Origin of the sequence: Rubellimicrobium roseum (assembly GCF_006152145.1) — a bacterium.
Lineage (GTDB): Bacteria > Pseudomonadota > Alphaproteobacteria > Rhodobacterales > Rhodobacteraceae > Rubellimicrobium > Rubellimicrobium roseum.
Genome location: NZ_VDFV01000037.1, coordinates 16,014 through 39,384 on the forward strand (window position 1 = coordinate 16,014; position 23,371 = coordinate 39,384).

Here is a 23,371-nt window from a genome sequence, read left to right on the forward strand (position 1 = left end):
CCGGAGGAGGGGCGGCACCCAAGGGAGGAAAATCGATGACGCTTACTCGTCGGGCCTTCGTCGGAAGGTCGGGAGCGGTCCTTGCCGCGTTCGGACTATCTTCATCATTCGCCGGGAGAGCCATCGCCCAAGGCTCGGATACCCTGCGGATCGCTCTCTCGGCCCGCGGCTTCCGGACGCTGGACCCGGCCCGCTCCATTCAGGGCGCCGACGAATGGGCGATCATCCACATGTTCGACACGCTGGTGGACATCCCGCTCGGCCGCTTCCCCGAGAGCGTGGACGAGGTCCAGCCGAGCCTCGCCGAGAGCTGGACGGTCAGCGAGGACAGCCGCACCTGGACGTTCAAGCTGAGGCCGGACGTCCAGTTCCACAAGGGATACGGGCCGCTCACGTCAGAGGACGTCAAGTTCAGCTTCGACCGCCTGCTCAATCCCGAAGAGCTGGGCGTGCGGTCGGCCCTTTACGAGAACCTGGAGAGCGTGACGGCCGATGCGCCCGACACCGTGACGTTGCAGCTCAAGCTGCCGGATCCGCTGTTCATCATGGGCACGCTGTTGCACCATTCGGCCTCGATCATCTCGAAGAAGGCCTATGACGAAAAGGGCTCCGAGGCGTTCGAGCGCGATCCGATCGGCACCGGGCCCTATCAGCTCGAGAGCGTCGCGGAGGATCCGAGCCAGGGCGTCCTCCTGACGGCGAACCCGGACTACTGGGGCGAGGCCCCGGTCATACCCAACCTTCAGACCATGTACATCGCCGACACGACGGCCCGCACCCTGGCCCTCATGTCCGGCGACATCCACATGATGGAGGGCGTGCGCGCGCCCGGGTGGGTTCCATCGATCCAGTCGCAGTCGCCCGGCCTCCATTTCGACGTGGCCTCGCCCGGTTCCTTCTTCACCATCTCCTTCAGCCTTGCGACGCCACCGTTCGACGATCAGCGGGTCCGGCAGGCCATCGCCTACCTGATCGACCGCGGCCAGATCGCCGAAGCCATGGCGCCCTTCGGCCAGCGGACATGGGGCATGAACCCGCCCTCCTTCCCTGGCGGCTTCACGGCCGAGACGATCCCGGAGGAGATCCGCTACGAGCGGAATGTCGAGAAGGCGAAGGAGCTGCTCGCCGAGGCGGGCCACCCGGACGGGTTCTCCTTCAAGGCCTACACCTCGCAACGCGAGGACTATTCCTCGATCATGCTGATGATCCAGCAGCTCCTGAGGGAAGGTGGTGTGGAGATGGAGCTCGAGCTCCGGGACCACACGGCCTTCCATGCGGACCAGGCCACAGGCACGAACACCGTCTATCAGCGCTCGGCGGCCTATCCCCCGGTGCCGACGCAAGCCATCTCCGAGCAGCTCGCCGCCACGTCCGAGGTGAAGCCTGACTCCTCGGGCGGGCCCAACTTCTCCCGCTACGGTGTCGTCATCCCCGGCATCGACGAGATGCTGGCGGCGACCATGGCGGAGCCGGACCTTGAGAAGCGGCTCGAACTGGTCCGCGACATGGAGGTCAAGATCCTGACGGATCTGCCGCTCCTGCCGATCGTCACCAACGGCTACATGATGGTTCGGGCCGCCGAGGTCGATCTCGGCTACGAGGTCGAGTCCGGCTACGCCCACTGGCGGCTGACGAAGGCCAGCTTCGCCAGCTGAGGCCGGCCCACTTCGGCGCGGGCGCGCCGAGACTCCGCAACCACCGCGCCCGCGCTTCCTCTGGAAACGTGATCAGGACCGCTCGCCCATGCCCCACCAACCGGATCTCCGGATCGACGACCCCGCCGGACTCGCCGTCGCCGGCGCCCCTGCCTGGGCCTGCGAGAATCTGCGCCGGGCCTTCCAGGATCGCCAGTCGAGCGCCGGCCTCCCGATCAGGCTAGTCGCGGACGGCACCGGCGCCCCCGTCGAATGCCCGGACGCGCCCGAGGCCTTCGCGATCTGGCGGAGCGAGGAGGCGATCTCGGTCTGGGGCCACGACGCGCGCGGGCTGGTCTATGCCCTGACCGAGCTTGCGGACCGCGCCCGGCACGCCGAGGGGGACGATCCCTTCGCCGGGCCGTTCCCGCTCGTCGAGCGGCCCTCTGCCCGGATCCGGTCCATCGCCCGCCTCTTCTGCTCCGAGTCCGAGGACCTGGGGTGGTTCCACGACCGGGACGGCTGGCGCGACTACCTGACCATGTTGGCCACGAACCGGTTCAACCGCTTCAGCCTGACCCTGGGGATGGGCTACAACTACCCCTATCACAACGCCTGGATCCGGGACGTCTACTTCTACTTCCCTTATCCGTTCCTCCTGGCCATCGACGGCCACGACGTGCGCGTGCCCGAGCTCCCGGATGAGGAGCGCGACCGCAATCTGGAGACCCTCAGGTTCATCGGGCGGGAGGCGGCCCGGCGCGGGCTCGACTTCCAACTGGCGCTCTGGACGCAGCGCTACGACTTCGACGACGTCCCGAACGCGAACTATACCGTCGAGGGCGTCACCAAGGCCAACCTCGCGCCTTACTGCCGGGCCGCCATCACCCGGCTCCTGGCCGAGGTGCCGGAGATCACCGGGCTGACCTTCCGCGTCCACGTCGAGGGCGGCATCGCCGAGGGCGAGTACGGCTTCTGGGAGGCGGCCTTCGCAGGCGTCGCGGATGCCGGGCGACCCATCGAGATCGACATGCACGGCAAGGGCCTGGACCACACCACGCTGGAGCTGGCCCGCCGCTCCGGCATGCCCTTCACGGCCTCGCCCAAGTACATGGCCGAACACATGGGGCTGGCCTACCACCAGTCCTCGATCCGTGAAAAGGAATATCCGCCCGAGCAGGCCCGCAGCGAACGCGAGCAGCTTTCCGAAGGGTCGCGCAAGTTCCTGCGCTACAGCTACGGCGACCTTCTTCGGAAGGACAAGGATTACTCGGTCCTGTACCGCATCTGGGCGGGGACGCAGCGCATCCTGCTGTGGGGCGATCCGGCCCTGGCGGGGGGCTACGGACGCCTCTCGATGTTCGCCGGGAGCGACGGGGTCGAGTGGTGCGAGCCGCTGAGCTTCAAGGGCCGCATGGGCACCGGCGTGCCGGGCCAGCGCTTCAACTATCAGCAGGAGGGGCTGGCGCCCCGGCGCGATTGGGAGAAGTACCTGTACCAGTATCGGGTCTGGGGGCGCGGCCTCTATGCCCCGGACGGGCCGGCCGATGGCTGGCAGCGGCACCTGCGCCGGCATTGCGGCGATGCCGCCGAAGCCTGCGAGAAGGGCCTCGCCAGCGCGAGCCGGGTGCTTCCCCTGGTGTCGCTGACCCACGGCCCCTCGGCTTCGAACAACCATTACTGGCCCGAGGTCTACTCCAACCTCGCCCTGATCGACGGCATGGGGCGGCTGAACTACACCTTCGACATGCCGGCGCCCGTTCGCTTCGGCAACGCGCCCACCTTCGACTCCGAACTTTTCGCGACCGCCCGCGAATGGGTCGAGAAGCTTCTCGCCGGGCAGTCGGAGCACCGCTACACCCCCCTCGACGTGGCCGACTGGCTGACCGACCTCGCCCGGAGCTGCGAGCAGGCCCTCGTCTCCGCCAAGGATGCCCGGGACTACCTGCGGCCCGAGACGCAGCGCATCCTCATCGACGTGGAGATCTGCGCCGGTCTGGCCCGCTTCTTCGCGGAACGCTATCGCGCCGCCGTCTGGGCGGAGCTCTTCGTCGCCACCAAGGCCTCGGCGCTCTTCGACCGGGTGCTCGATCACGCCCGCCGCTCCACCATGGCGTGGGATCGCATCGCCGACCTGTCGCGCGACGTCTATCACGACGACCTCACCTATGGGCCCCAGGGCTGGCTGCGCGGCTCCTGGCAGTCGCGCCAGGCCGAGATGCGCAACGAGCTCCTCGATCTTCAATCGCTCCGGGGCGGGGGGCGGACGGAGAGCCTGGCCCTCTCGCCCGAGGCGGAACGGGCGGCGGCGGCCATCGAGGCGCGCCGCCCCGTCACGGCAGCCGGCGGGCTGGAAGTTCCCGAGACCTTCCTCAGGGGCGAGGACCTCACCATCCGCTACTCCGGCCCGTCGGATGCGGCGCCGGTGCTCCGGTACCGCGTCGTGGACCAGTCCAAGCGGTGGCGGGCCGATCCCATGCGGGCCGACGGCAACGGCTACATCGCCGTCATTCCGGGAGACTACCTCGACACGCCGTTCCATCTCCAGCTCTTCGCCAACGCCACGGTCTCGGGCGCGCCCGTCCTTGTGCCCGGGCTCGCGGGCGATCTGGCGAACCAGCCCTACCATGTGGTGATGCAGGCCTGACGGGGCCTGGCGTCATGCAACGGGAGATGCAGCCATGACCCGCTACATCGTCGTCAGACTCCTCGACGCGATACCGACCGTCCTGCTCGTCCTGACCCTGGTGTTCGTCGCGATGCGGATCCTGCCCGGGGATCCCGCCGTCGCCGCGCTGGGCGACTTCGCCACGCCGGAGCAGCGCGAGGCCTTCCGGGAGAAGATGGGTCTCAACGCGCCGCTGTGGCAGCAGTACCTGACCTTCGTCGTCAGCTCGCTCACGCTCGACTTCGGCGTGTCGATGATGAACGGTCGGGACGTCCTCGGACTCATCGCCTACAACCTTCCCTACACGATCGAGCTGACCATCGCGTCCGTCCTTCTGGGCGTCGTCATCGGCGTCCCGTTCGGGGTCTGGGCGGCGACGAACCCGAACCGGGCGCCCGACTCCGCGATGCGAGGCTTCTCGCTCATCGGCTATGCCGTGCCCGACTTCTACCTGGGGGCCCTGCTTCTGATCGTCTTCTCGCTGAACCTCGGCTGGTTCCCCATCAACGGGGGAGGGGAGGGGTTCCTCGACCGAATGCATCACGTCTTCCTGCCGGCCCTGACCCTGGCCTTCATCAAGGCGGCCTTCCTCGGCCGCCTCACGCGGACCGCCCTGCTCGAGGTGATGGGGCGGGACTACATCCGCACCGCCCGGGCCAAGGGCGCGCGCGAGCCCCGGGTGATCTACCGCCACGGGCTCCGGAACGCGCTGCTGCCGCTGACGACGGGCCTGGGCCTCACCACGCTCACCGCCCTGTCGGGGTCGGTGGCCATCGAGCTCGTCTTCAATCGGCCCGGCCTGGGCAAGCTCCTGATCTCCGCCATCGCCGAGCGCGACTATGCCGTCATCCAGGGGGGCATCGTGGTCTTCGCCCTCTTCGTGGTCGCCATCAACCTCGCCATGGACCTCGTCTACGTCCTGGTCGATCCCCGGATCCGCGTGTCATGACTGCTTCCATCGATCCCGCGCTTCAGCTGCGACCGCAGCCCTCGGCGTTCACGACGCTTCGCCGCGTCATCCTCGATCGACCGGCGACCATATTCGCGCTCATCATCGTGATCCTGTTCGTCCTCGTGGCTGTGCTGGCCCCATGGATCGCTCCGCACGATCCGCTGGCCCAGAGCATCCTCGACGTCAACAAACCGCCCTCGGCGGTCCATCCCGTGGGCACCGACCAGTTCGGGCGCGACGTGCTCTCGCGCCTTATCTATGGTTCCCGCAACTCGCTCATCTTCGGGTTCGTCTCTCCGGTTCTCGCTGCGATCCTCGGAACCTCCTTGGGCGTGATCGCCGGCTACTTCGGCGGCATTGCCGACCGCATCATCAGCCGGGTCATCGACCTCCTCCTGGCCTTTCCCGAGCTGCTGCTGGCGATCCTCATCGCCGCGGTCCTGGGGGGTGGCTTCTGGAACGTCGTGGCGGTCCTGACGGTGGCCTTCACGCCTGGGTTCGCGCGCGTGGCCCGCGCCTCGACCCTCGCCGTCAAGCAGGAGCCCTACATCGAGGCGGCGGTGGCCGTCGGGCTTCGGACGCCCATGATCATCCTGCGCCATGTGGTGCCCAACATCGCCGCGCCGATCGTGGTCTTGACCACCCTCTGGATCGCCTCGGCAATCCGCCTCGAAGCCTCGCTGAGCTTCCTCGGGATCGGGACCCAGCCACCGAACCCGTCCTGGGGCAACATCATCCGCGATGGGCTGAACAACTTGTTCGGCTCGCCTTGGCCGATCATCGGCGCGGGCACCCTCATCACGCTGGTGGTGCTGGCCTTCAACCTCATCGGGGACGCGGTCCGCGATGCCCTGGACCCGGAGGCGTCGAGATGAGCCAAGATCTTCTGCGGCTGACCGATGTCACCATCGAGTTCGGCCCCCCGAAGAAGCCGATCCGGGTCGTCGAGGGGGTGGGCTTCTCGGTCGCCAAGGGCGAAAGCGTGGGCCTCGTCGGGGAGAGCGGGTCCGGGAAGTCCGTCACCTCGCTGGCGATCATGCGGCTGATCGGCGGGCGCGTGGTCCAGGGACGCATCGAGCTCGAAGGGCGCAACCTTCTGGACCTTCCCGCGTCCGCCCTGCCGGAAATCCGCGGCCGCGACATCGCGATGATCTTCCAAGAGCCCATGTCCTCGCTGAACCCGCTGATGACCATCGGCGACCAGATCGGCGAGGCGCTGCTGCTGCATGGGTGGCGCGACCGCACCGCCCGGCGCGACCGCACCATCGAGATGCTGCACCTCGTCGGCATCCCGAACGCCGAGGGCCGGCTGGGGGCCTATCCGCACCAGTTCTCGGGCGGCATGCGGCAGCGCGTCATGATCGCGATGGCCGTGGCCTGCGCGCCCAAGCTCCTGATCGCCGACGAGCCCACGACCGCCCTCGACGTGACCATCCAGGCGCAGGTCCTTGACCTGATGAAGAAGGTCCGCCGCGAGCTCGGCATGGCGATCCTGCTGATTTCGCACGACCTGGGCGTCATCGCGGACGTGTGCGAGCGGGTGATCGTCATGTACGCCGGCCGGGTCGTGGAGGAAGCGGACATCCGCACCATCCTGACGCGCCCGCAGCATCCGTACACCCGGGGGCTCCTCCGCAGCGTCCCGCGGCGCAACCACGAGGCCGAGCGCCTTTACCAGATCCCAGGGTCCGTGCCGCCCGCCGGATCGGTCCGTCAGGGCTGTCCGTTCCGCGACCGCTGCGAGCTTTCCGTGTCCCGCTGTGCCGAGGAGATGCCTCCCATGTTCCGTTTCGGTTCGTCGCAATCGGCCGCCTGCTGGGTCACCGCGGCCGCCGAAGGCGTCGCCCAGGCGGGAGCCGCGGCATGACGGCGCTGATCCGGGCCGAGAACCTCGGCAAGACCTTCGGCGCCACCGGCGGCTGGTTCAGGGGCGCTTCCGATCAGGTGCGAGCCGTGGACGGCGTCACCTTCGACGTGGAGGCCGGCGAGACCCTGGCTCTCGTGGGCGAGTCCGGCTGCGGCAAGAGCACGCTGGGGCGCCTGCTCCTGCGGCTGATCGATCCGACGGATGGCACGATCCGGTTCGATGGGCAGGACGTGACCCGGCTGTCCTCGGCCGAGATGCGCATGATGCGCCAGCGCATGCAGATCATCTTCCAAGACCCCTTCGGCTCTCTCTCGCCCCGGCGCACCATCGGGCAGATCATCGGGGAACCGCTCGAGATCTTCGGGCTGGCCCGCGGACGGCAGGCCCGCCGTGACCGGGTGGCCCAGCTTCTCGATCAGGTGGGCCTGCCGCCCGCCTACATGGATCGTCTGCCCCGGCAGTTCTCGGGGGGGCAGCGGCAGCGGGTCGGCATCGCCCGCGCGATCGCCGTGAACCCGTCGTTCATCGTCGCGGACGAGCCCGTCTCGGCGCTGGACGTCTCGATCCAGGCGCAGATCATCAACCTGATGCAGGACCTGCAACGCGACGCGGGCTTTTCCTACCTGTTCATCGCCCATGACCTGGCCGTCGTGCGCCACATCGCCGACCGCGTCGCGGTCATGTACCTGGGACGGATCGTGGAGGTCGGCCCCAAGCGCCAGATCTACGACGCGCCCCAGCACCCCTACACGCAGGCTCTATTGTCGGCGGCTCCCGAGCCGGAGGTCGACACGGTCTCGCGCCGCATCATCCTGAAGGGCGACGTCCCGAGCCCGTCGAACATCCCGCCCGGATGCTCGTTCCATACCCGGTGCCCCATCGCGCAGGAGATCTGCCGCCGGGACCGGCCGCCCCTCGCGCAGGTCGCTCCCGGCCAGCTGGCCGCCTGCCACTTCGCGCGACCGAACCCGATCCCCCTCGGCGACGCGGCCTGAGCGCCGCCGACGCAGGCCCGATCTTACCCACAAGGAATTTCCCATGGACCATGCTCCCTGGTATCGCACGACGCTGCGCTGGGCCCAGACCAACCTGACCGAGATCGACCCGACCCGGTACGACGGCGCTTTCTGGCGGGAGCACTGGCGTCGCACCCGCATCCAGGGCGTCATCGCCAACGCGGGCGGCATCGTCGCCTACTACCCGAGCGAGATCCCGTTCCATCATCAGGCCGAAACCCTCGACGGGCGCGACCTTTATGGGGAGATTGTGGCCGCCGCCCGCGAGGAGAACCTGGCCGTCATCGCGCGGATGGATTCCAACCGGGTCGTCCGGGAGCTCTATGAGGCGCATCCCGACTGGATCTGCGTCGACGCGGAAGGGCAGCCCTATATGCAGGCCGACAAGTTCGTCACCTGCATCAACTCGCCCTACTACTCCGATCACCTGCCCCAGGTGATGCGCGAGATCATCGCGCGTTCCAGCCCGGATGGATTTGCCGACAACTCTTGGGCCGGGCTGCCCCGGACCAAGATCTGCCACTGCCTCAACTGCCGCCAGCGCTTCGCGGCCGAGGGCCATGACCTCCCCCAACGCGAGGACTGGGACGACGAGGCGTACCGCGCCTGGGTGGCCTGGAACTACCGCAGGCGGACCGAGCTCTGGGACTTCAACAACGCCGTCACGATGGAGGCGGGCGGGCCGGACTGCCGCTGGATGGGGATGCTCTCGGGCGAGGTCCTCAACAACTGCAACCGGTTCATCGACCTGAGGGAGATCCTGGCCCGCTCCGAGATCGTGATGCTGGACCACCAGCGGCGGACGCCCGAGGACGGCTTCGAGCAGAACACCGAGGCCGGCAAGCGGCTCCACGAACTCTTGGGATGGGACAAGCTCATCCCTGAAAGCACGCCGCAGTACCAGCTCGGCTCTCCGGCCTTCCGGCTGTCCTCGATGCCGGCGGCAGAGGTGCAGCTCTGGACCCAGGCGGCCTTCGCCGGCGGCATCCAGCCCTGGTGGCACCACATCGGCGCCGCGCACGAGGACCGCCGGCAGTACCGGACGGCCGAGCCGATCTTCCGCTGGCACGAGGCGAACCGGGACATTCTCGTGAACCGGACGCCGCTGGCCCGGATCGGCGTCGTCTGGAGCCAGGCCAACCACGACCTGCATGGCCGCGACCGCCCGGAGCAGCGCACCCTCGATCCCTATCGCGGGATGGTGCGGGCGCTGTCACGCGCCGGGCTCGACTGGCTGCCGGTCGAAGCGAAGGACATCGCCCGGGCGAAGGGACGGTTCGACGTCCTCGTCCTGCCCAACCTCGTGGTGATTGACCGGGAGACGGAGGCGGCGCTCAGGGATTACGTCGCAGCCGGAGGATCGCTGATCGCCACCGGCGAGACCGGCAGGAGGGATGGCCAGGGCCAGTGGCGCCAGATACCCGCCCTGTCCGACCTCTTCGGCCTCGTGCCCGACGGCGAGGCTCTGGGGGCCGATACCACGCCGGACCCCAGCATCGAGATCCCGTTGCGCCACTCCTACCTGCGCTTGGCCCCCGAGCGGCGCCACGACGTCTATGGTCCCCGGGACGAGGAAGCGCCTTCCGAGGTCCTTCCGCGTCATCCCATCCTGGACGGCTTGGACGACACCGACACGCTGCCGTTCGGCGGCCTTCTCCCTTCCATGCGCGCTGGGCCGGACACCTCGGTCTTGGCCACCTTCATCCCCGAGTTCCCGATCTACCCACCCGAGACGTCATGGATGCGGACGCGGCGGACGGAGATCCCGGCCATCACCGTTCGCGAAGGTCCAAACGGCTCGCGCCTTGCGTTCATCCTGGCCGACTTGGACCGCTGCTATGCCCGTGAGGGCGCGTTCGAGCATGCCCAGGTCCTGTCCAACGCCGTACGTTGGGCCCTTCACGGGAGTCCTCCAGTGGAGGTCAGCGCGCCCGGCGGCCTGGTTGCGGCCACGGCCTATGCTCAGGAGGGGCGCTGGATCGTGCATCTGACGAGCCGCATCGTCACGGCCCCTGTTCCTGGCCGACAGGATCACGTGATCCCCATCGGGCCCGTCGAGGTCAAGATCGATGCAAGCCGTCTGACCGGCTCCGGCGTGCGACTGCGTGTCTCCCAAGGCCAGCCGTCGCTCGCTGTGGATGGCACGAACCTGACCATCTCGATCGATCGGGTCGTCGGCCACGAGGTGGTCGTCATGGACGCCCGGTGACGTGTTCGGACCAGGCTCTCAAGGTCTGGTGCTTCGACAGCAAGAGAGAGAATCGACGATGATGACAGTGACCCGGCTCGATGTCGCGGATGCGCGACATCTGATTGAAGGTGCAGCGGCGCGCGCTGCAACGATCGGCGTTCCCATGTGCATCGCAGTCACCGATGAAAGCGGCCAGCTCGTCGCCTTCGAACGGATGGACGGCGGCAAGGTGACCTCCATCACCATCGCCATCGACAAGGCCTTCACGGCCAGCGCAGCGCGCAAGGCCACGCACGAGTATGGCGAGGCGAGCCAGCCGGGCGCTCCGGCTTATGGCATCGCCAGTGCCATCGGGGGGCGGCTGATGGTCATAGGCGGTGGTCTTCCTGTGACTGTCGACGGTGTCGTGGTCGGAGGTATTGGCGTCTCCTCTGGCACGCCGGCGCAGGATCGCGACGTGGCGCAGACTGGGATCGACTTCTTCTTGGGACAGCGTTCCGATGGCGCCGCATGACCTGACACGTAAGTTCGCGTGAGGACGGGGCCAGACTTGCTTCTTGCACCCTGTGCTGTCAGAGCGATGCGGCCTGAGCGAGGGCAGGGCCAGCGACCCTAACCGGCATGACCCATCGCGGCGCCTTTCGGTACTTTCGCCCTGACAACCAAGCCGACCTTTCGGCTCGGCGGCGTCATCGCCTTCGCCAGCGCAGCCAGACCGATCGCGCTTGCCGTCCTGGACAGCTATCCGACGGCGGCATCGACCTGAACGGCCCGGCGTCTGGGTGATCAGCTCCGGTTGTGGCGCAAGGCCTGAGGTGTCACACCGTAGGCACGGACGAAGTGGTCGTAGAACTGGCTGAGCGAGGGAAAGCCCGCCTGAGCCGCCACCGAGGCCACGGTGGCGTTGCTCTCGAGAAGGAGCGCCCTGGCGCGCAGCAGGCGCATCCGAATGATGAAGCGCCGCATCGGCATCCGGACCACCTGGGTGAAGAGCGAGAGCGCGTAGGTCTCGTGCAGGCCGGTGACGCGCGCCACGTCGGCGTTGGTCATGGGCTGGGCCAGGTTCTCCAGGATGAAGCGGAGCATCGTCACCACATGGGCCACGCGCGTGCGCTGGGGATGCTCGGCCCCCTCCGGGTTGCCCATGGGCACGCGCAGCGTGTCGAGCGGCTGGAGCAGGGAACGGCGCAGAAGGGCGTTTAGCTCCATGTAAAGGATCTCGCGCCGCTCGGGCTGGCCGGAGCGGTAGTCGCGATACCAGGCCTCCACCTGGCCCGCAGGCAGGAGGTCGGGGTCGAGAATGACCATGCCGCCCGACAGCAGCACCACCTGGAGCCGGGCGATGTGCGGCATGAACAGGAACACGTCGAGCGGTAGATAGATGTTGGCGAGGCGGAGCGGCTCCTCGCCGGTGGGAGAGAGCCGGACGAGCTGGTGGGGGATGTTGGCCCAGAAGAGAACGAGGCGGCCGGGCGGAATCTCGATCTCCTGGTCCTCGACCCGGTAGGTCATCGAGCCGCCCGTCAGCACGTTGCCCTCGACGTGCCCGTGCCAATGGGGGGTCGGCATCAGGCGCGGCTCGAAGAGGCGCATCCCGAATCGGCCGATTGCGCGGTCCTCGGCGTAAAAGCGGCGTTCGGGCCGGGGCGTGGGGGCGGGCATAAGGACCTTGGGATTCCGGACTAGAAAATGACCTTTCCGGTATTGCTCCGAAGCAGGCCCGAGGTCCATCCTTCCCTTATCGCGAAGCCCTGACAAAGGGACGCGGAGAACGGCCCGGACGGGAGGTGAGGCGCCGGCAAGCGCGCCGGTCCTTGCCATCCGGGAACAGCCAGGCCGGGCCCGCACCGGGTCCGAGGGGAGGACATAGACCGATGAGACCGCAATCGCGCGCCATGACGGCTGCGCTGCTGATGGGTGTTGCGCCCGTGGCCCTTTGGGCGCAGGTCGTCGAACCCACGACGCCGCCCGCGCCGCCCGAGTTCGCCGCGCAGGGCGAGCCCGTCTTCGTCAATCGCGACGAGATCTACACCTACCGCGCCCTGCCCGAATATCATGAGCCGGAGTTCGTGACGGCCTTCGTCGAGGCGGGCAAGCTGCCCCCCGTCGCCGAGCGCCTGCCGGCCGAGCCGCTGGTCTACGAGGCGGGCAACATGCCCGACGGGATCGGCGTCTATGGCGACGTGATGCGCCATGTGATCGGCGGCCGCCCCGAAGGTTGGAACTACGTCGGCGGCCAGAGCCAGGGCTGGGGCGGCATCGACATCGGCCTTTACGAATGCCTGACCCGGACCGGCCCGCTGTTCCAGGTGAACCCGGAGGACCTGCAGCCGCTGCCGAACCTCGCGCGGTCCTGGGAATGGTCCGAGGACGGGATGTCCCTCACGGTCAACCTGATCGAGGGCGCGAAGTGGTCCGACGGCGACCCCTTCGATACCGAGGACATCGAGTTCTACTGGAACGACGCGGTCGTGGACCCCGAGGTGACGCCGCTCAACGGCGCGAGCCCCGAGACCTTCGGCGTGGGCACGACGCTCGAGGTGCTGGGGCCCTACCAGTTCCGGTTCAACTTCGCGACGGCCTTCCCGGAGCAGGTGCTTTACGCGATGGCCTATGGGACCTTCTGCCCGGGGCCGAGCCATGTCCTCAAGCCCCAGCACCCGGCCCATGGCGGCCAGTCCTATGAGGCGTTCCGCAACGCCTTCCCGCCCGACTACATGAATTTCCCGGTGATGGGGGCCTGGGTGCCGGTGGAGTACCGGCCCGACGACATCGTGGTGATGCGGCGCAACCCCTACTACTGGAAGGTGGACTCCGAGGGGAACCAGCTGCCCTACCTCGACGAGATGCACTACCGCCTGAGCACCTGGGCGGACCGCGACGTGCAGGCGGTGGCGGGGACGGGCGACTTCTCGAACCTCGAGCAGGCCGAGAACTTCGTCGAGTCGCTGCGGCGCTCGGCCGATCCCGAGGCGCCCGCGCGGCTGGAGTTCGGGCCGCGTATCATCGGCTACTCGCTTTATCCGAACCTTTCGGGCAACGGCTGGGGCGCGCCCGACGCGCGCGCCCAGGCCATCCGCGATCTGAACCGGAACGAGCACTTCCGCATGGGCGTGACCCAGGCCATCGACCGGCAGCGGCTGGGCGAAAGCCTCGTGAAGGGGCCCTTCATCGCGCAGTACGCGGGCGGCCTCTATCCAGGGACGGCCTACTATGACGAGGCGTCGACGGTCTTCTACCCCTACTCCCTCGAGAGCGCGAAGGCGCATTTCGAGGCGGCGGGCCTGACCGACACCGACGGGAACGGCTTCCTGAACCACCCGGCCGAGGTGCTGGGCGGCGCCGACGTGCAGATCACCCTGCTCGTGAACGGCGACTACGAGACCGACAAGAACCTTGCGTCGGGCGTGGTGGCCATGCTCGAGGAGGCCGGCATCCAGGTCGCGTTGAACCAGCTTTCGGGCAACGACCGCGACGCCACGCGCGACGCGGGGACCTGGGACTGGCAGGTGTTCCGCAACCCGACCGAGATCATCACGGTCGTGCAGAACACCACCCAGCTCGCGCCGACGGGGCCCACGACCTCGTGGAACCACCGCGCGAACGAGGCGGGCGAGCTCGACCTTCTGCCGTGGGAGCAGGAGATGGTGGACGTCGTGAACCGCTTCATCGCGAGCCGCGATCCCGCCGAGCGGACCGAGCTGATGAAGCAGTACCAGCGGCTCTACACCGAGAACCTTTATGGCGTCGGGCTGGTGAACTACCCGGGCGCGCTGGTCGTCAACAAGCGCTTCGCCAACATCCCGCCCGGGGCGCCGATCTTCCAGTTCAACTGGGCCGAGGACAACATCATGCGCGAGCGGGTCTTCGTCCCCGAGGACCGGCAGCAGGACCACGAACTGCACCCCGACACGCTGCCCGGCGCGCCCGGCAGCGCGGGGCCGGCGACCGCCTCGTGATCTCCGGCGAGCGGCTCTCGGGCCGCCCCCATCCCCACCCGCCGGCGGAGGATGCCTCCGCCCCCGGCCGCTCCTGAAGGACAGGCCCCATGCTCCGATTCCTTTCCTTCCGCCTGCTCCAGGCCATCCCCGTCCTCTTCGTCATGAGCGTGATCACCTTCGCGATCATCCAGGCGCCGCCGGGTGACTTCGGCGACTTCATCAAGTCCAACATGATCTCGCAGGGGGGCGCCTCGGTGGCCGCCGCCGAGGCCGCCGCCGAGGAGTACCGCGAGCGGCACGGCCTCAACGACCCGCTGGCCCTCCAGTACGTCCGCTGGATCACCGGGATCGTCACCCGAGGCGACTTCGGCTTCTCCTACTTCTACAACAAGCCCGTGGCGGACGTGGTGGCCGAGAGGCTGCCGCGCACGATCATGCTGGCGCTGGTCTGCCACTTCCTCGCGAGCCTCCTGGGCATCGGCTTCGGCATCCTGGCCGCGACGCGGCAGTATTCCTGGGTGGACACGGCCCTGTCGTTCCTGGCCTTCCTGGGCATGACGATCCCGCGCTTCCTGCTCGCGCTCATCATCCTCTACGTGCTGGCCTTCCGGCTGAACGTGCAGGAGCTGGGCAGCTTCTATTCGAGCCGCTACGGCGGGCAGCCCTACTGGCTCGGGCCCTTCGACTTCAACTGGGCCAAGCTTTGGAACCTGATCCAGCACGTCTGGCCGGTGGTCTTCATCGCGACCCTGGGGGGGCTGGCCTACAACATGCGGGTGATGCGGGCGAACCTGCTCGACACGCTGAACGCGCAATACGTGGAAACGGCCCGCGCCAAGGGCCTGAGCGAAGGGCGCGTCATCATGCGCCACGCCGTCCCGAACGCGCTCCACCCCCTCGTGGCCTACCAGGGCGTCGTGCTGCCCTACATGCTGACCGGCGAGATCGAGGTGGCCATCGTCTTCTCCCTCGCCACCGTGGGGCCAGCCATCGTGGGCTCCATGGGCATCGGGGACGTGTACGTCACGGCGACGCTGCTCCTCGTGCTGGGGGCGACGCTCATCATCGGCAACATCATCGCGGACCTGGCGCTCGCGCTGCTCGATCCGCGCATCCGAGTGGGAGCCACGGCATGACCGACGCTACAGGTTCCAGCCTGCCGCCGCGCCGCGCCGGCGCCGCCGACCCCACGGCCCCGCGCGACCCCCGCGCCACGCTGCTGCCCGCCGCCGGACCCGGCACGGCCGCCGTGGAGGCGCCGGCCGGCGACCTCGGGCCGGAGGTCCTGGACAGCCGCGCCTCGACCGTCTCGACCCGCAGCCAGAGCTATGGCGCCCTGGTCTGGCGCCGGCTCCGGAGGTCCGTGCCGGGGATGCTGGGGCTCGTCCTCGTGACGCTCCTCATCCTCGTGGCGATCTTTGCCGACTTCGTGAGCCCGGTGGACCCGAAGGCGCGCAACGTGTCCTTCGCCCCGCCGGACAAGGTCTCGTGGTACGTCCCGGGCGACGGGCCCGAGGCGGGCTGGCGGTTCCTGCCGGTCGTCTTCCCCGTCGTGGAGACGGACGAGTTCGATCCCGTCACCTTCCAGCCCATCGTGGGGCCGGATTTCGAGAACCCGCGGCCCATCGTGCTCTTCGCGCCGGGCTGGGAGTACAGCTTCCTGGGCATCCGCATGAGCCGGCACCTCTTCGGGGTCGCGGACGGCTCGCCCTTCCATCTGCTAGGCACCGACACGCTGGGGCGCGACATCTTCTCGCGCGGGGTGGTGGGGAGCCGGATCTCGCTGACGCTGGCCCTGGTCTCGATCGCGCTCATCACCATCATCGGCACGCTGGCGGGGATCGCCTCGGGCTATATCGGCGGGCGCTTCGACGCGTGGTTTCAACGGTTCGTGGAGATCATCCTCGCCTTCCCGCAACTGCCTCTCTACCTCACGCTCGCCACGCTGATCCCGGTCACGGCGCCGTCGGGGGTCTTCCTGACCTTCGTCGTCGTGGTGATCGTGGCGCTGGGCTGGGCGCAACTCTCGCGCGAGGTGCGGTCCAAGACCATGGCGCTGCGACAGGTGGACTATGTCCGGGCGGCGCTGGCGGTGGGGGCCTCGGACGGGCGGATCATCACCCGGCACATCCTGCCCAACGTGATGAGCCACATCATCGTCTCGATCACGCTGGGGATCCCCACCATCGTGCTCCTCGAATCCTTCCTGGGCTTCCTGGGCTTCGCGGTGAAGCCGCCGCTGATCTCCTGGGGGCTCATGCTCCAGGACGCGGGGACCTTTTCCGTGATCGGTTCCTATCCCTGGATCCTGAGCCCCGTGGGCTTCGTGCTCCTCACCGTCTTCGCCTTCAACGCCCTGGGCGACGGCCTTCGCGATGCCATCGACCCCTACTGAGGCCGGACCCATGACCGAGATGACCCCTATCCAAGGCCCCCTGATCGACGCCCGCAACGTCGCCGTCACCTTCAAGGTCGAGGGCGGCACCGTGGAGGCCGTGCGCGACGTGTCCTTCGCCGTCTGGCCCGGCAAGACCACCGCGCTGGTGGGCGAATCCGGGTCGGGCAAGTCGGTGACGGCGCGGGCCGTCATGCGGCTCCTCAGCAAGCGGGCGACCGTGTCCGACCGGACGCGCATCCTGTATGCCGGAAAGGACATGGCGCATCTGTCGGATCGCGAGATGCGGCGGCTGCGGGGCAACCGCATCTCCATGATCTTCCAAGAGCCGATGTCCTCGCTGAACCCGGTCTACACGATCGGGGCGCAGATCAGCGAAGGGCTGATCCTGCACCAGAGGATGACCCGCAGGGCCGCCTGGGCGCGGGCCATCGAGCTTTTGGAAGAAGTGCAGATCCCCGATCCGGCGGCGCGGGTGAACCAGTATCCGCACCAGCTTTCGGGCGGGCAGCGGCAGCGCGTGATGATCGCAATGGCGCTGGCCAACCGGCCCGATGTGCTGATCGCCGATGAGCCCACGACGGCGCTCGACGTCACGGTGCAGGCGCAGATCCTACACCTGATCGACGACCTGAAGACGAAGTACGGGATGGGGGTCATCCTCATCACCCACGACCTGACGGTGGTGCGGCAGTTTGCGGACCATGTGCATGTGATGCAGCACGGCGAGATCCGCGAATCCGGTCCGACCGAGCAGATCTTCACCGCGCCCGAGCACCCCTACACCCGGCGCCTCCTAGCATCGGAGCCCCGAGGGCAGGCCGACCCCGCGCAGGTCCACCCCGAGACGGTGCTGAAGGGCGAGAGGGTGCGGGTCGCCTTCATGCTGCGCCGCGGGGGCTTCTTCAAGGGCAGCTATCATCCGCTCGTCGCGGTGGACGACCTGTCGCTGGACCTGAAGCGGGGCGAGACGCTGGGCCTTGTGGGCGAGTCGGGGAGCGGCAAGACCACCTTCGGGCAGGCCCTGATCCGGCTCATCAGGAACGACGGCGGGCGGATCACCTTCGCAGGCGACCGGATCGAGGACAAGGACCGCAAGGCGATGCGGCCTTACCGGTCCCGGATGCAGATCGTGTTCCAGGACCCCTTCGCGTCCATGAACCCGCGCCTGTCGGTTCGCCAGATCATTGAGGAAGGGTTGGTGGTGAACGGCATCGGCCGGACCTCGCGGGAGCGGTTCGAACGGGTGCAGCAGGCGCTCCGCGACGCCGGGCTGCCCGACACCATCAGCCACCGCTTTCCGCACGAGTTCTCGGGCGGGCAGCGGCAGCGGATCGCCATCGCGCGGGCCATCGCGCTCGAGCCCGAGTTCATCCTGCTCGACGAGCCCACCTCGGCGCTCGACCTGTCGGTGCAGGCGCAGATCATCGAGCTCCTGCGCAAGCTCCAGCGCGAGAAGGGGCTGAGCTACCTGTTCATCTCGCACGATCTCAAGGTCGTGCGGGCGCTGTGCCACCGCGTGATGGTGATGCAGCACGGCAAGATCGTCGAGGAGGGGCCTGTGGACCAGGTCCTGGTCGACCCCAAGACCGACTACACCAAGCGGCTCGTGCGCGCGGCGTTCGAGATCGCGGCCTGATTGCGAGGATTTCCATGACCGTCATCACCTTCATCGGGGCGGGTAGCACCGTCTTCACCAAGAACATCGCGGGCGACCTCCTGCATCGAGAGGCGCTGAAGGGCGCCACGATCCGCCTGATGGACATCAACCCCAGGCGGCTGGAGGAGTCCGAGGTCGTCGTGGGCAAGCTCGCGCAGACCCTGGGCGGGCGGGCCAGGGTCGAGACCTACACCGACCAGCGCCGTGCGCTGGAGGGCGCGGACTTCGTGGTCGTCAGCTTCCAGATCGGCGGCTACGAGCCCGCGACGGTGACGGACTTCGAGGTGCCCAAGCGGTTCGGCCTGCGCCAGACCATAGCCGACACGCTGGGCGTGGGCGGGATCATGCGGGGGCTGCGGACGGTGCCGCACCTGTGGTCGATCTGCGCGGACATGATGGAAGTCTGCCCCCGGGCCATCATGCTCCAGTACGTGAACCCCATGGCGATCAACACCTGGGCGATCGGGGCGAAGTTCCCGGAGATCCGGCAGGTGGGCCTGTGCCATTCGGTGCAGGGCACGGCTGAGGAGCTGGCGCGCGACCTCGACATCCCGATCGAGGAGATCCGCTACCGGGCGGGCGGCATCAACCACATGTCGTTCTACCTGAACTTCGAGCACCGCCAGCCCGACGGGTCCTACGTGGACCTTTATCCGGCGCTGCGGCAGGGCTACCGGGACGGCCGCTTCCCCAAGCCCTCGTCGTGGAACCCGCGCTGCCCCAACAAGGTGCGCTATGAGATGCTGATGCGGCTGGGCTACTTCGTGACCGAGTCGTCGGAGCACTTCGCCGAGTACACGCCCTGGTTCATCAAGCGCGACCGCCCCGACCTGATCGAGAAGTTCGGCATCCCGCTGGACGAGTACCCCAAGCGCTGCGTGGAGCAGATCGCGCGGTGGGACAAGCAAGCGCAGGAGTATCGCGACGCCGAGAAGATCGTGGTGAAGCCGTCGCACGAATATGCCTCGGCCATCGTAAACTCGGTGGTCACGGGCGAGCCGTCGGTGATCTACGGCAACATCCGCAATCGCGGCTTCATCCCGCAACTGCCCGACGGCTGCGCGGTCGAGGTGCCGATTCTCGTGGACGACAACGGCCTTCAGCCGACGACGGTGCAGGACATTCCGCCCCAGCTCATCGCGCTCCAGCGCACCAACATCAACGTGCAGGAGCTGACGGTCGCCGCGCTCATGACCGAGAACCGCGAGCACATCTATCACGCCGCGATGCTCGACCCGCACACCGGGGCGGAGCTGGACCTCGAGCAGATCTGGTCGCTGGTGGACGACCTGCTGGACGCGCACGGCGAGTTCACGCCGGAATGGGCCCGGCCCGAACCGCGCCGGAAGGCCTCGTGATGGCAGCGGCGGGCTGGCCGGAACGGATCGTCGTCGTGGGCGGCGGCACGGCGGGCTGGCTCGCCGCGATGATGCTGTCGGACGTGGCGGGTAAGAAGTCCCCCGGCACCTCCGTGACCGTCATCGAGTCCTCCAAGATCGGGGTCATCGGGGTGGGGGAGGGCTCGACGGCCGTCTTCCGCCAGATGCTGCGGCGCTTCGGGCTCGACGAGGAGGAGTTCCTTCGGGAGACCGGGGCCACGATCAAGTTCGGCATCCGGCACCGGGACTGGCGGAGGCTCGGGCACCATTACGACGGGCCGATCGACGACCCCCATCTCGTGGCGCCGGGCATTCCTCTCGACTGCTATGCGGTCGCGGCAGGCAAGCCGGTGCAGGAGGCGCACCTCTTCCAGCACCTGATCTGGAAGAGGCGCGGGCCCTTCGCGGAGGTGGACGGGAGGCGGGTGCCGGCGGGGCCGTTCCATCACGCCTTCCACTTCGACCAGGCGCTGGTGGGCCAGTGGCTGCGGAAGAAGGCCCGTGGCATCCGGCATATCGACGATCAGGTGACGGGGGTCGAAAAGGGCGGCGAGGGGATCGTCGCCCTGCATCTGGAAGGCGGGCTGCGCATCGAGGGCGACCTGTTCATCGATGCCTCGGGCTTCCGGCGCAGGCTTGTGTCCGAGATGCCGTTCGACTGGATCAGCTTCTCGGACATGCTCCCCAACAATCGGGCGCTGCCCTTCTGGCTGGACCTGAAGGACGGGGAGGAGATCGACCCCGTGACCGGGGCTTGGGCGCAGGGCCACGGCTGGATGTGGCAGATTCCCACCCAGGGGCGCTTCGGCTGCGGCTATGTCTACTGCGACGCCTACATCACCCCCGAGGAAGCGCAGGCCGAGATCGAGCGGACGCTGGGGCACCCCATCGAGCCACGCGGCGACATCCGCATCAACCCCGGGCGGCAGCGGGATGTCTGGGTCGGCAACGTCGTGGCCGTGGGCCTCGCGTCCTCGTTCCTGGAGCCATTGGAGGCGACCTCGATCCACGGAACCATCGGGCAGCTCATCTGCCTGACGGAATGGCTCGGTCAGCCGGGAGGCAAGGCACGCTACAACGCCACCGCCGCGCGGCAGGTGGACGACTTCCGCGATTTCGTGCGGCTCCATTATGTGAGCGAGCGGCGCGACACGGCCTACTGGCGGGACGTGACCGCCTCCCATCCGCCCGTGGTGACGGAGCGGCTGGAGAAGTGGTCGCGCAAGTTCCCGTCGCGCGAGGACTTCGAGCCGTTCCCGCTCGGCCTCGCCCATGTGCAGGAGCAACTTTACGTGCCCGTGCTCAACGGGCTCGGCCTCCTGAACCAGGACCTCGCGCGCGCCGAGATGGCCCGCGACCCGAAGCTGCGCCAGAAGGCGCGCGAAACCCATGCGAGCCTTGTCGCGGAGTATTTCCGAGCGGCCGAGAGATGCCTGCCGCACCGCGCCTGGCTCGAGTCCCTTCACAAGGAATTGGCGGCATGACCTTCAAGATCTGCATCATCGGCGCGGGCAGCGTCGGCTTCACGAAGAAGCTCGTCTCGGACCTGCTCAAGGTGCCCGAGTTCGAGGACGTGGAGTTCGCTCTGACGGACATCAACGCGCACAACCTCGACATGATCGCGCAGATCATCCGGCGCATCGTCGAGGTGAACGGGCTTCCAGCGAAGGTCACCGCCACCACCGACCGTCGCGCGGCGCTGGAGGGCGCGCGCTATGTGATGAACGTGGTGCGGATCGGGGGGCTGGAAGCCTTCGCCGACGACATCCGCATCCCGCTCAAGTACGGCGTGGACCAGTGCGTGGGCGACACGATCTGCGCGGGCGGCATCCTCTATGGCCAGCGCGGCATCCCGGCGATGATGGAGTTCTGCCGCGATATCCGCGAGGTGGCGGAGACGGACGCGCTGCTCCTCAACTACGCCAACCCCATGGCGATGATGACCTGGGCGGCTATCGACCATGGCAAGGTGCGGACCGTAGGCCTGTGCCACGGCGTGCAGAACGGCCACAGGCAGATCGCGCGGGCGCTGCGCGTGCCCATGGAGGAGCTGGACATCGTCTGCTCCGGCATCAACCACCAGACCTGGTACGTCGACCTGCGCCACAAGGGACGGAGGATCGGCAAGGACGAGATGATCGCCGCCTTCGAGCGGCATCCGGTCTTCTCCGAGCAGGAGAAGGTGCGGATCGATGTGCTCAAGCGCTTCGGCTATTATTCGACCGAGTCGAACGGGCACCTGTCCGAATACCTGCCCTGGTACCGCAAGCGGCCCGAGGAGATCACGCGGTGGATCTCCATGGACGACTGGATCCATGGCGAGACGGGCGGGTATTTCCGCTACACGACCGAGAACCGCAACTGGTTCGAGACGGATTTCCCGGTGTTTCTTGAAGAGGCGGGCAAGCCGCTGTCGGACTACGAGCGCACCGACGAGCACGCGTCGCACATCCTCGAGGCGCTGGAGACGGGGCGCGTCTATCGCGGGCACTTCAACGTCAAGAACGGCGGCACGATCACCAACCTGCCCGCTGACTGCATCATCGAATCGCCCGGGTTCGTGGACCGCTTCGGGATCAACATGGTCGAGGGGATCACGCTGCCGCTGGCCTGCGCCGCCACCTGCAACGTGTCGGTCAGCGTCCAGCGGATGAGCGTGGAGGCGGCGATGACCGGCGACCTCGACCTGCTCAAGCAGGCCGTGCTGCATGACCCGCTCGTGGGGGCGATCCTGAACCCCGAGGAGGTCTGGCAGATGGTGGACGAGATGGTGGTGGCGCAGGAGAAGTGGCTGCCCCAGTACGTCCACGCCATCGCCGAAGCGCGCGAGCGCCTGAAGAACCCGAAGGTTCGAACCCGCGAGTGGGCTGGTGCCGCGCGGCTCGATGTACGGTCGGTGGACGAGCTGCGGGATGCCAAGAACAAGAAGGCGGCCGGCGAGGGTCATGGGCTCGGTACCAAGGTTATGGGCTGAGAAAGCATGCGGACGGACCAGCCAGGAGCGACGCGGCTCGGCATGAAGGAGACAGACAAGGCAACGACCCATCTCACCGGTTGCGGCGTGGCCTTGATGAAGGCGCCCGTCAGCGGCCGGATCGCATCTTGGGCAGATCTTCCTCGATAAGCGCCTCCACATTCCGTACGCCAAGCTGGCGTGAGGGAGTGGCTTCTAGCCTGCTGCTGTTCCTGTGGCGGCGGCAGACCGCTGCGGTCGACATGTCAGCTTTCTGCTCCCGCAGGATCCTGCCATCCGCTCCTCGGTGACCTCAGTGTATGACCAAGCGCAGCCTGTTCTATTGCTTGCGAGCCAGCCCCGTGAACATTCGGTCGCCCGTGGAGCTTCGCATTCGTCCTTCGTTGGGTGAGTGTGCAAACGAGTCCCGCCCAAGAGAAGGTTCGACGCCAGTCTCGTCCGCTCCGCCGTCCTGCTTGACTGATGTACTGACGAGGTCGGACTCTTCTGGGCAAGTTGACTCTTGTCCCCCCACTTACCGAAGCCAGTCCGGGCTGCCTGTCGCCCGCCATGAGCGTTGATGGTGTGACCGCCCCCCGACGGCATCGGTGTGCCAAAGTGGCTCTGCGACGACCCGCAAGGGAGGTGAACTGGCCCCTGTTTCGACCGGACACCTGGGCATAACCATGGAGGCTTAGGCATAGCCCTAAGCACG

Annotated in this window: 16 protein-coding genes; 15 read left to right on the top strand and 1 reads right to left on the bottom strand. The window is 67.8% G+C overall.

Annotation, left to right across the window (positions count from 1 at the left end):
- The first annotated feature begins 35 nt into the window (after positions 1 to 35).
- From FHG71_RS17460 to FHG71_RS17495, 8 genes are all read left to right on the top strand, one after another.
- A complete protein-coding gene (locus FHG71_RS17460) occupies positions 36 to 1,655 on the top strand; it encodes an ABC transporter substrate-binding protein (protein ID WP_139082984.1) in 1,620 nt (539 codons plus the stop codon).
- An 88-nt stretch (positions 1,656 to 1,743) separates the two neighbouring features.
- A complete protein-coding gene (locus tag FHG71_RS17465; protein ID WP_139082985.1) occupies positions 1,744 to 4,281 on the top strand; it encodes a hypothetical protein in 2,538 nt (845 codons plus the stop codon).
- Positions 4,282 to 4,315: 34 nt separating this feature from the next.
- Entirely contained in the window at positions 4,316 to 5,251 is a 936-nt protein-coding gene (locus FHG71_RS17470; RefSeq protein ID WP_139082986.1) for an ABC transporter permease, read from the top strand.
- Positions 5,248 to 6,129: an ABC transporter permease gene (locus tag FHG71_RS17475; protein ID WP_139082987.1), complete on the top strand. Its 882-nt coding sequence runs from the start codon at positions 5,248 to 5,250 to the stop codon at positions 6,127 to 6,129. Before FHG71_RS17470 ends, FHG71_RS17475 begins: the two co-directional genes overlap by 4 nt.
- Positions 6,126 to 7,121, top strand: a complete 996-nt coding sequence (locus FHG71_RS17480) for an ABC transporter ATP-binding protein (RefSeq protein ID WP_139082988.1) — start codon at positions 6,126 to 6,128, stop codon at positions 7,119 to 7,121. Before FHG71_RS17475 ends, FHG71_RS17480 begins: the two co-directional genes overlap by 4 nt.
- Entirely contained in the window at positions 7,118 to 8,116 is a 999-nt protein-coding gene (locus FHG71_RS17485) for an ABC transporter ATP-binding protein (protein ID WP_139082989.1), read from the top strand. The genes FHG71_RS17480 and FHG71_RS17485 overlap by 4 nt, the downstream gene beginning before the upstream one ends.
- A 43-nt stretch (positions 8,117 to 8,159) precedes the next feature.
- Complete coding sequence (locus tag FHG71_RS17490) at positions 8,160 to 10,346, top strand: alpha-amylase family protein (RefSeq protein WP_139082990.1); 2,187 nt, start codon at positions 8,160 to 8,162, stop codon at positions 10,344 to 10,346.
- 58 nt (positions 10,347 to 10,404) lie between these two features.
- Entirely contained in the window at positions 10,405 to 10,842 is a 438-nt protein-coding gene (locus FHG71_RS17495) for a GlcG/HbpS family heme-binding protein (protein WP_139082991.1), read from the top strand.
- A 272-nt stretch (positions 10,843 to 11,114) separates the two neighbouring features.
- Here the strand turns inward: FHG71_RS17495 and FHG71_RS17500 are convergent, their stop codons facing one another.
- Positions 11,115 to 11,990 (bottom strand): helix-turn-helix domain-containing protein, encoded by an 876-nt coding sequence (locus FHG71_RS17500; protein ID WP_176559484.1) that lies wholly within the window; start codon positions 11,988 to 11,990, stop codon positions 11,115 to 11,117.
- Positions 11,991 to 12,202: 212 nt separating this feature from the next.
- On the opposite strand from FHG71_RS17500, the gene FHG71_RS17505 reads away from it, so the two are divergent.
- From FHG71_RS17505 to melA (FHG71_RS17535), 7 genes are all read left to right on the top strand, one after another.
- Positions 12,203 to 14,287, top strand: coding sequence for an ABC transporter substrate-binding protein (locus FHG71_RS17505; RefSeq protein WP_139082993.1), 2,085 nt, complete (start codon positions 12,203 to 12,205; stop codon positions 14,285 to 14,287).
- Between the two features lie 89 nt (positions 14,288 to 14,376).
- Entirely contained in the window at positions 14,377 to 15,405 is a 1,029-nt protein-coding gene (locus tag FHG71_RS17510) for an ABC transporter permease (protein ID WP_139082994.1), read from the top strand.
- The gene (locus FHG71_RS17515) at positions 15,402 to 16,664 is read left to right on the top strand and encodes an ABC transporter permease (RefSeq protein WP_176559485.1); all 1,263 of its coding nucleotides are present in this window, start codon (positions 15,402 to 15,404) and stop codon (positions 16,662 to 16,664) included. Before FHG71_RS17510 ends, FHG71_RS17515 begins: the two co-directional genes overlap by 4 nt.
- A 10-nt stretch (positions 16,665 to 16,674) precedes the next feature.
- The gene (locus tag FHG71_RS17520) at positions 16,675 to 18,303 is read left to right on the top strand and encodes an ABC transporter ATP-binding protein (RefSeq protein ID WP_139082995.1); all 1,629 of its coding nucleotides are present in this window, start codon (positions 16,675 to 16,677) and stop codon (positions 18,301 to 18,303) included.
- Between the two features lie 14 nt (positions 18,304 to 18,317).
- Positions 18,318 to 19,682 carry an alpha-glucosidase/alpha-galactosidase gene (melA, locus tag FHG71_RS17525; RefSeq protein ID WP_139082996.1) on the top strand — a complete coding sequence of 455 codons (1,365 nt, stop codon included), beginning with the start codon at positions 18,318 to 18,320 and terminating at the stop codon, positions 19,680 to 19,682.
- A complete protein-coding gene (locus FHG71_RS17530; RefSeq protein ID WP_176559486.1) occupies positions 19,682 to 21,187 on the top strand; it encodes a tryptophan halogenase family protein in 1,506 nt (501 codons plus the stop codon). The genes melA (FHG71_RS17525) and FHG71_RS17530 overlap by 1 nt, the downstream gene beginning before the upstream one ends.
- Positions 21,184 to 22,677 carry an alpha-glucosidase/alpha-galactosidase gene (gene melA, locus FHG71_RS17535; RefSeq protein ID WP_139082998.1) on the top strand — a complete coding sequence of 498 codons (1,494 nt, stop codon included), beginning with the start codon at positions 21,184 to 21,186 and terminating at the stop codon, positions 22,675 to 22,677. Before FHG71_RS17530 ends, melA (FHG71_RS17535) begins: the two co-directional genes overlap by 4 nt.
- Positions 22,678 to 23,371 lie beyond the last annotated feature (694 nt).

Coding starts and splice junctions, on each gene's coding strand:
- melA (WP_139082998.1), top strand. CDS start 21,184: ATGACCTTCAAGATCTGCATCATCGGCGCGGGCAGCGTCGGCTTCACG.
- FHG71_RS17520 (WP_139082995.1), top strand. CDS start 16,675: ATGACCGAGATGACCCCTATCCAAGGCCCCCTGATCGACGCCCGCAAC.
- FHG71_RS17500 (WP_176559484.1), bottom strand. CDS start 11,990: ATGCCCGCCCCCACGCCCCGGCCCGAACGCCGCTTTTACGCCGAGGAC.
- melA (WP_139082996.1), top strand. CDS start 18,318: ATGACCGTCATCACCTTCATCGGGGCGGGTAGCACCGTCTTCACCAAG.
- FHG71_RS17465 (WP_139082985.1), top strand. CDS start 1,744: ATGCCCCACCAACCGGATCTCCGGATCGACGACCCCGCCGGACTCGCC.
- FHG71_RS17485 (WP_139082989.1), top strand. CDS start 7,118: ATGACGGCGCTGATCCGGGCCGAGAACCTCGGCAAGACCTTCGGCGCC.
- FHG71_RS17475 (WP_139082987.1), top strand. CDS start 5,248: ATGACTGCTTCCATCGATCCCGCGCTTCAGCTGCGACCGCAGCCCTCG.
- FHG71_RS17505 (WP_139082993.1), top strand. CDS start 12,203: ATGAGACCGCAATCGCGCGCCATGACGGCTGCGCTGCTGATGGGTGTT.
- FHG71_RS17480 (WP_139082988.1), top strand. CDS start 6,126: ATGAGCCAAGATCTTCTGCGGCTGACCGATGTCACCATCGAGTTCGGC.
- FHG71_RS17530 (WP_176559486.1), top strand. CDS start 19,682: ATGGCAGCGGCGGGCTGGCCGGAACGGATCGTCGTCGTGGGCGGCGGC.
- FHG71_RS17490 (WP_139082990.1), top strand. CDS start 8,160: ATGGACCATGCTCCCTGGTATCGCACGACGCTGCGCTGGGCCCAGACC.
- FHG71_RS17515 (WP_176559485.1), top strand. CDS start 15,402: ATGACCGACGCTACAGGTTCCAGCCTGCCGCCGCGCCGCGCCGGCGCC.
- FHG71_RS17460 (WP_139082984.1), top strand. CDS start 36: ATGACGCTTACTCGTCGGGCCTTCGTCGGAAGGTCGGGAGCGGTCCTT.
- FHG71_RS17495 (WP_139082991.1), top strand. CDS start 10,405: ATGATGACAGTGACCCGGCTCGATGTCGCGGATGCGCGACATCTGATT.
- FHG71_RS17510 (WP_139082994.1), top strand. CDS start 14,377: ATGCTCCGATTCCTTTCCTTCCGCCTGCTCCAGGCCATCCCCGTCCTC.
- FHG71_RS17470 (WP_139082986.1), top strand. CDS start 4,316: ATGACCCGCTACATCGTCGTCAGACTCCTCGACGCGATACCGACCGTC.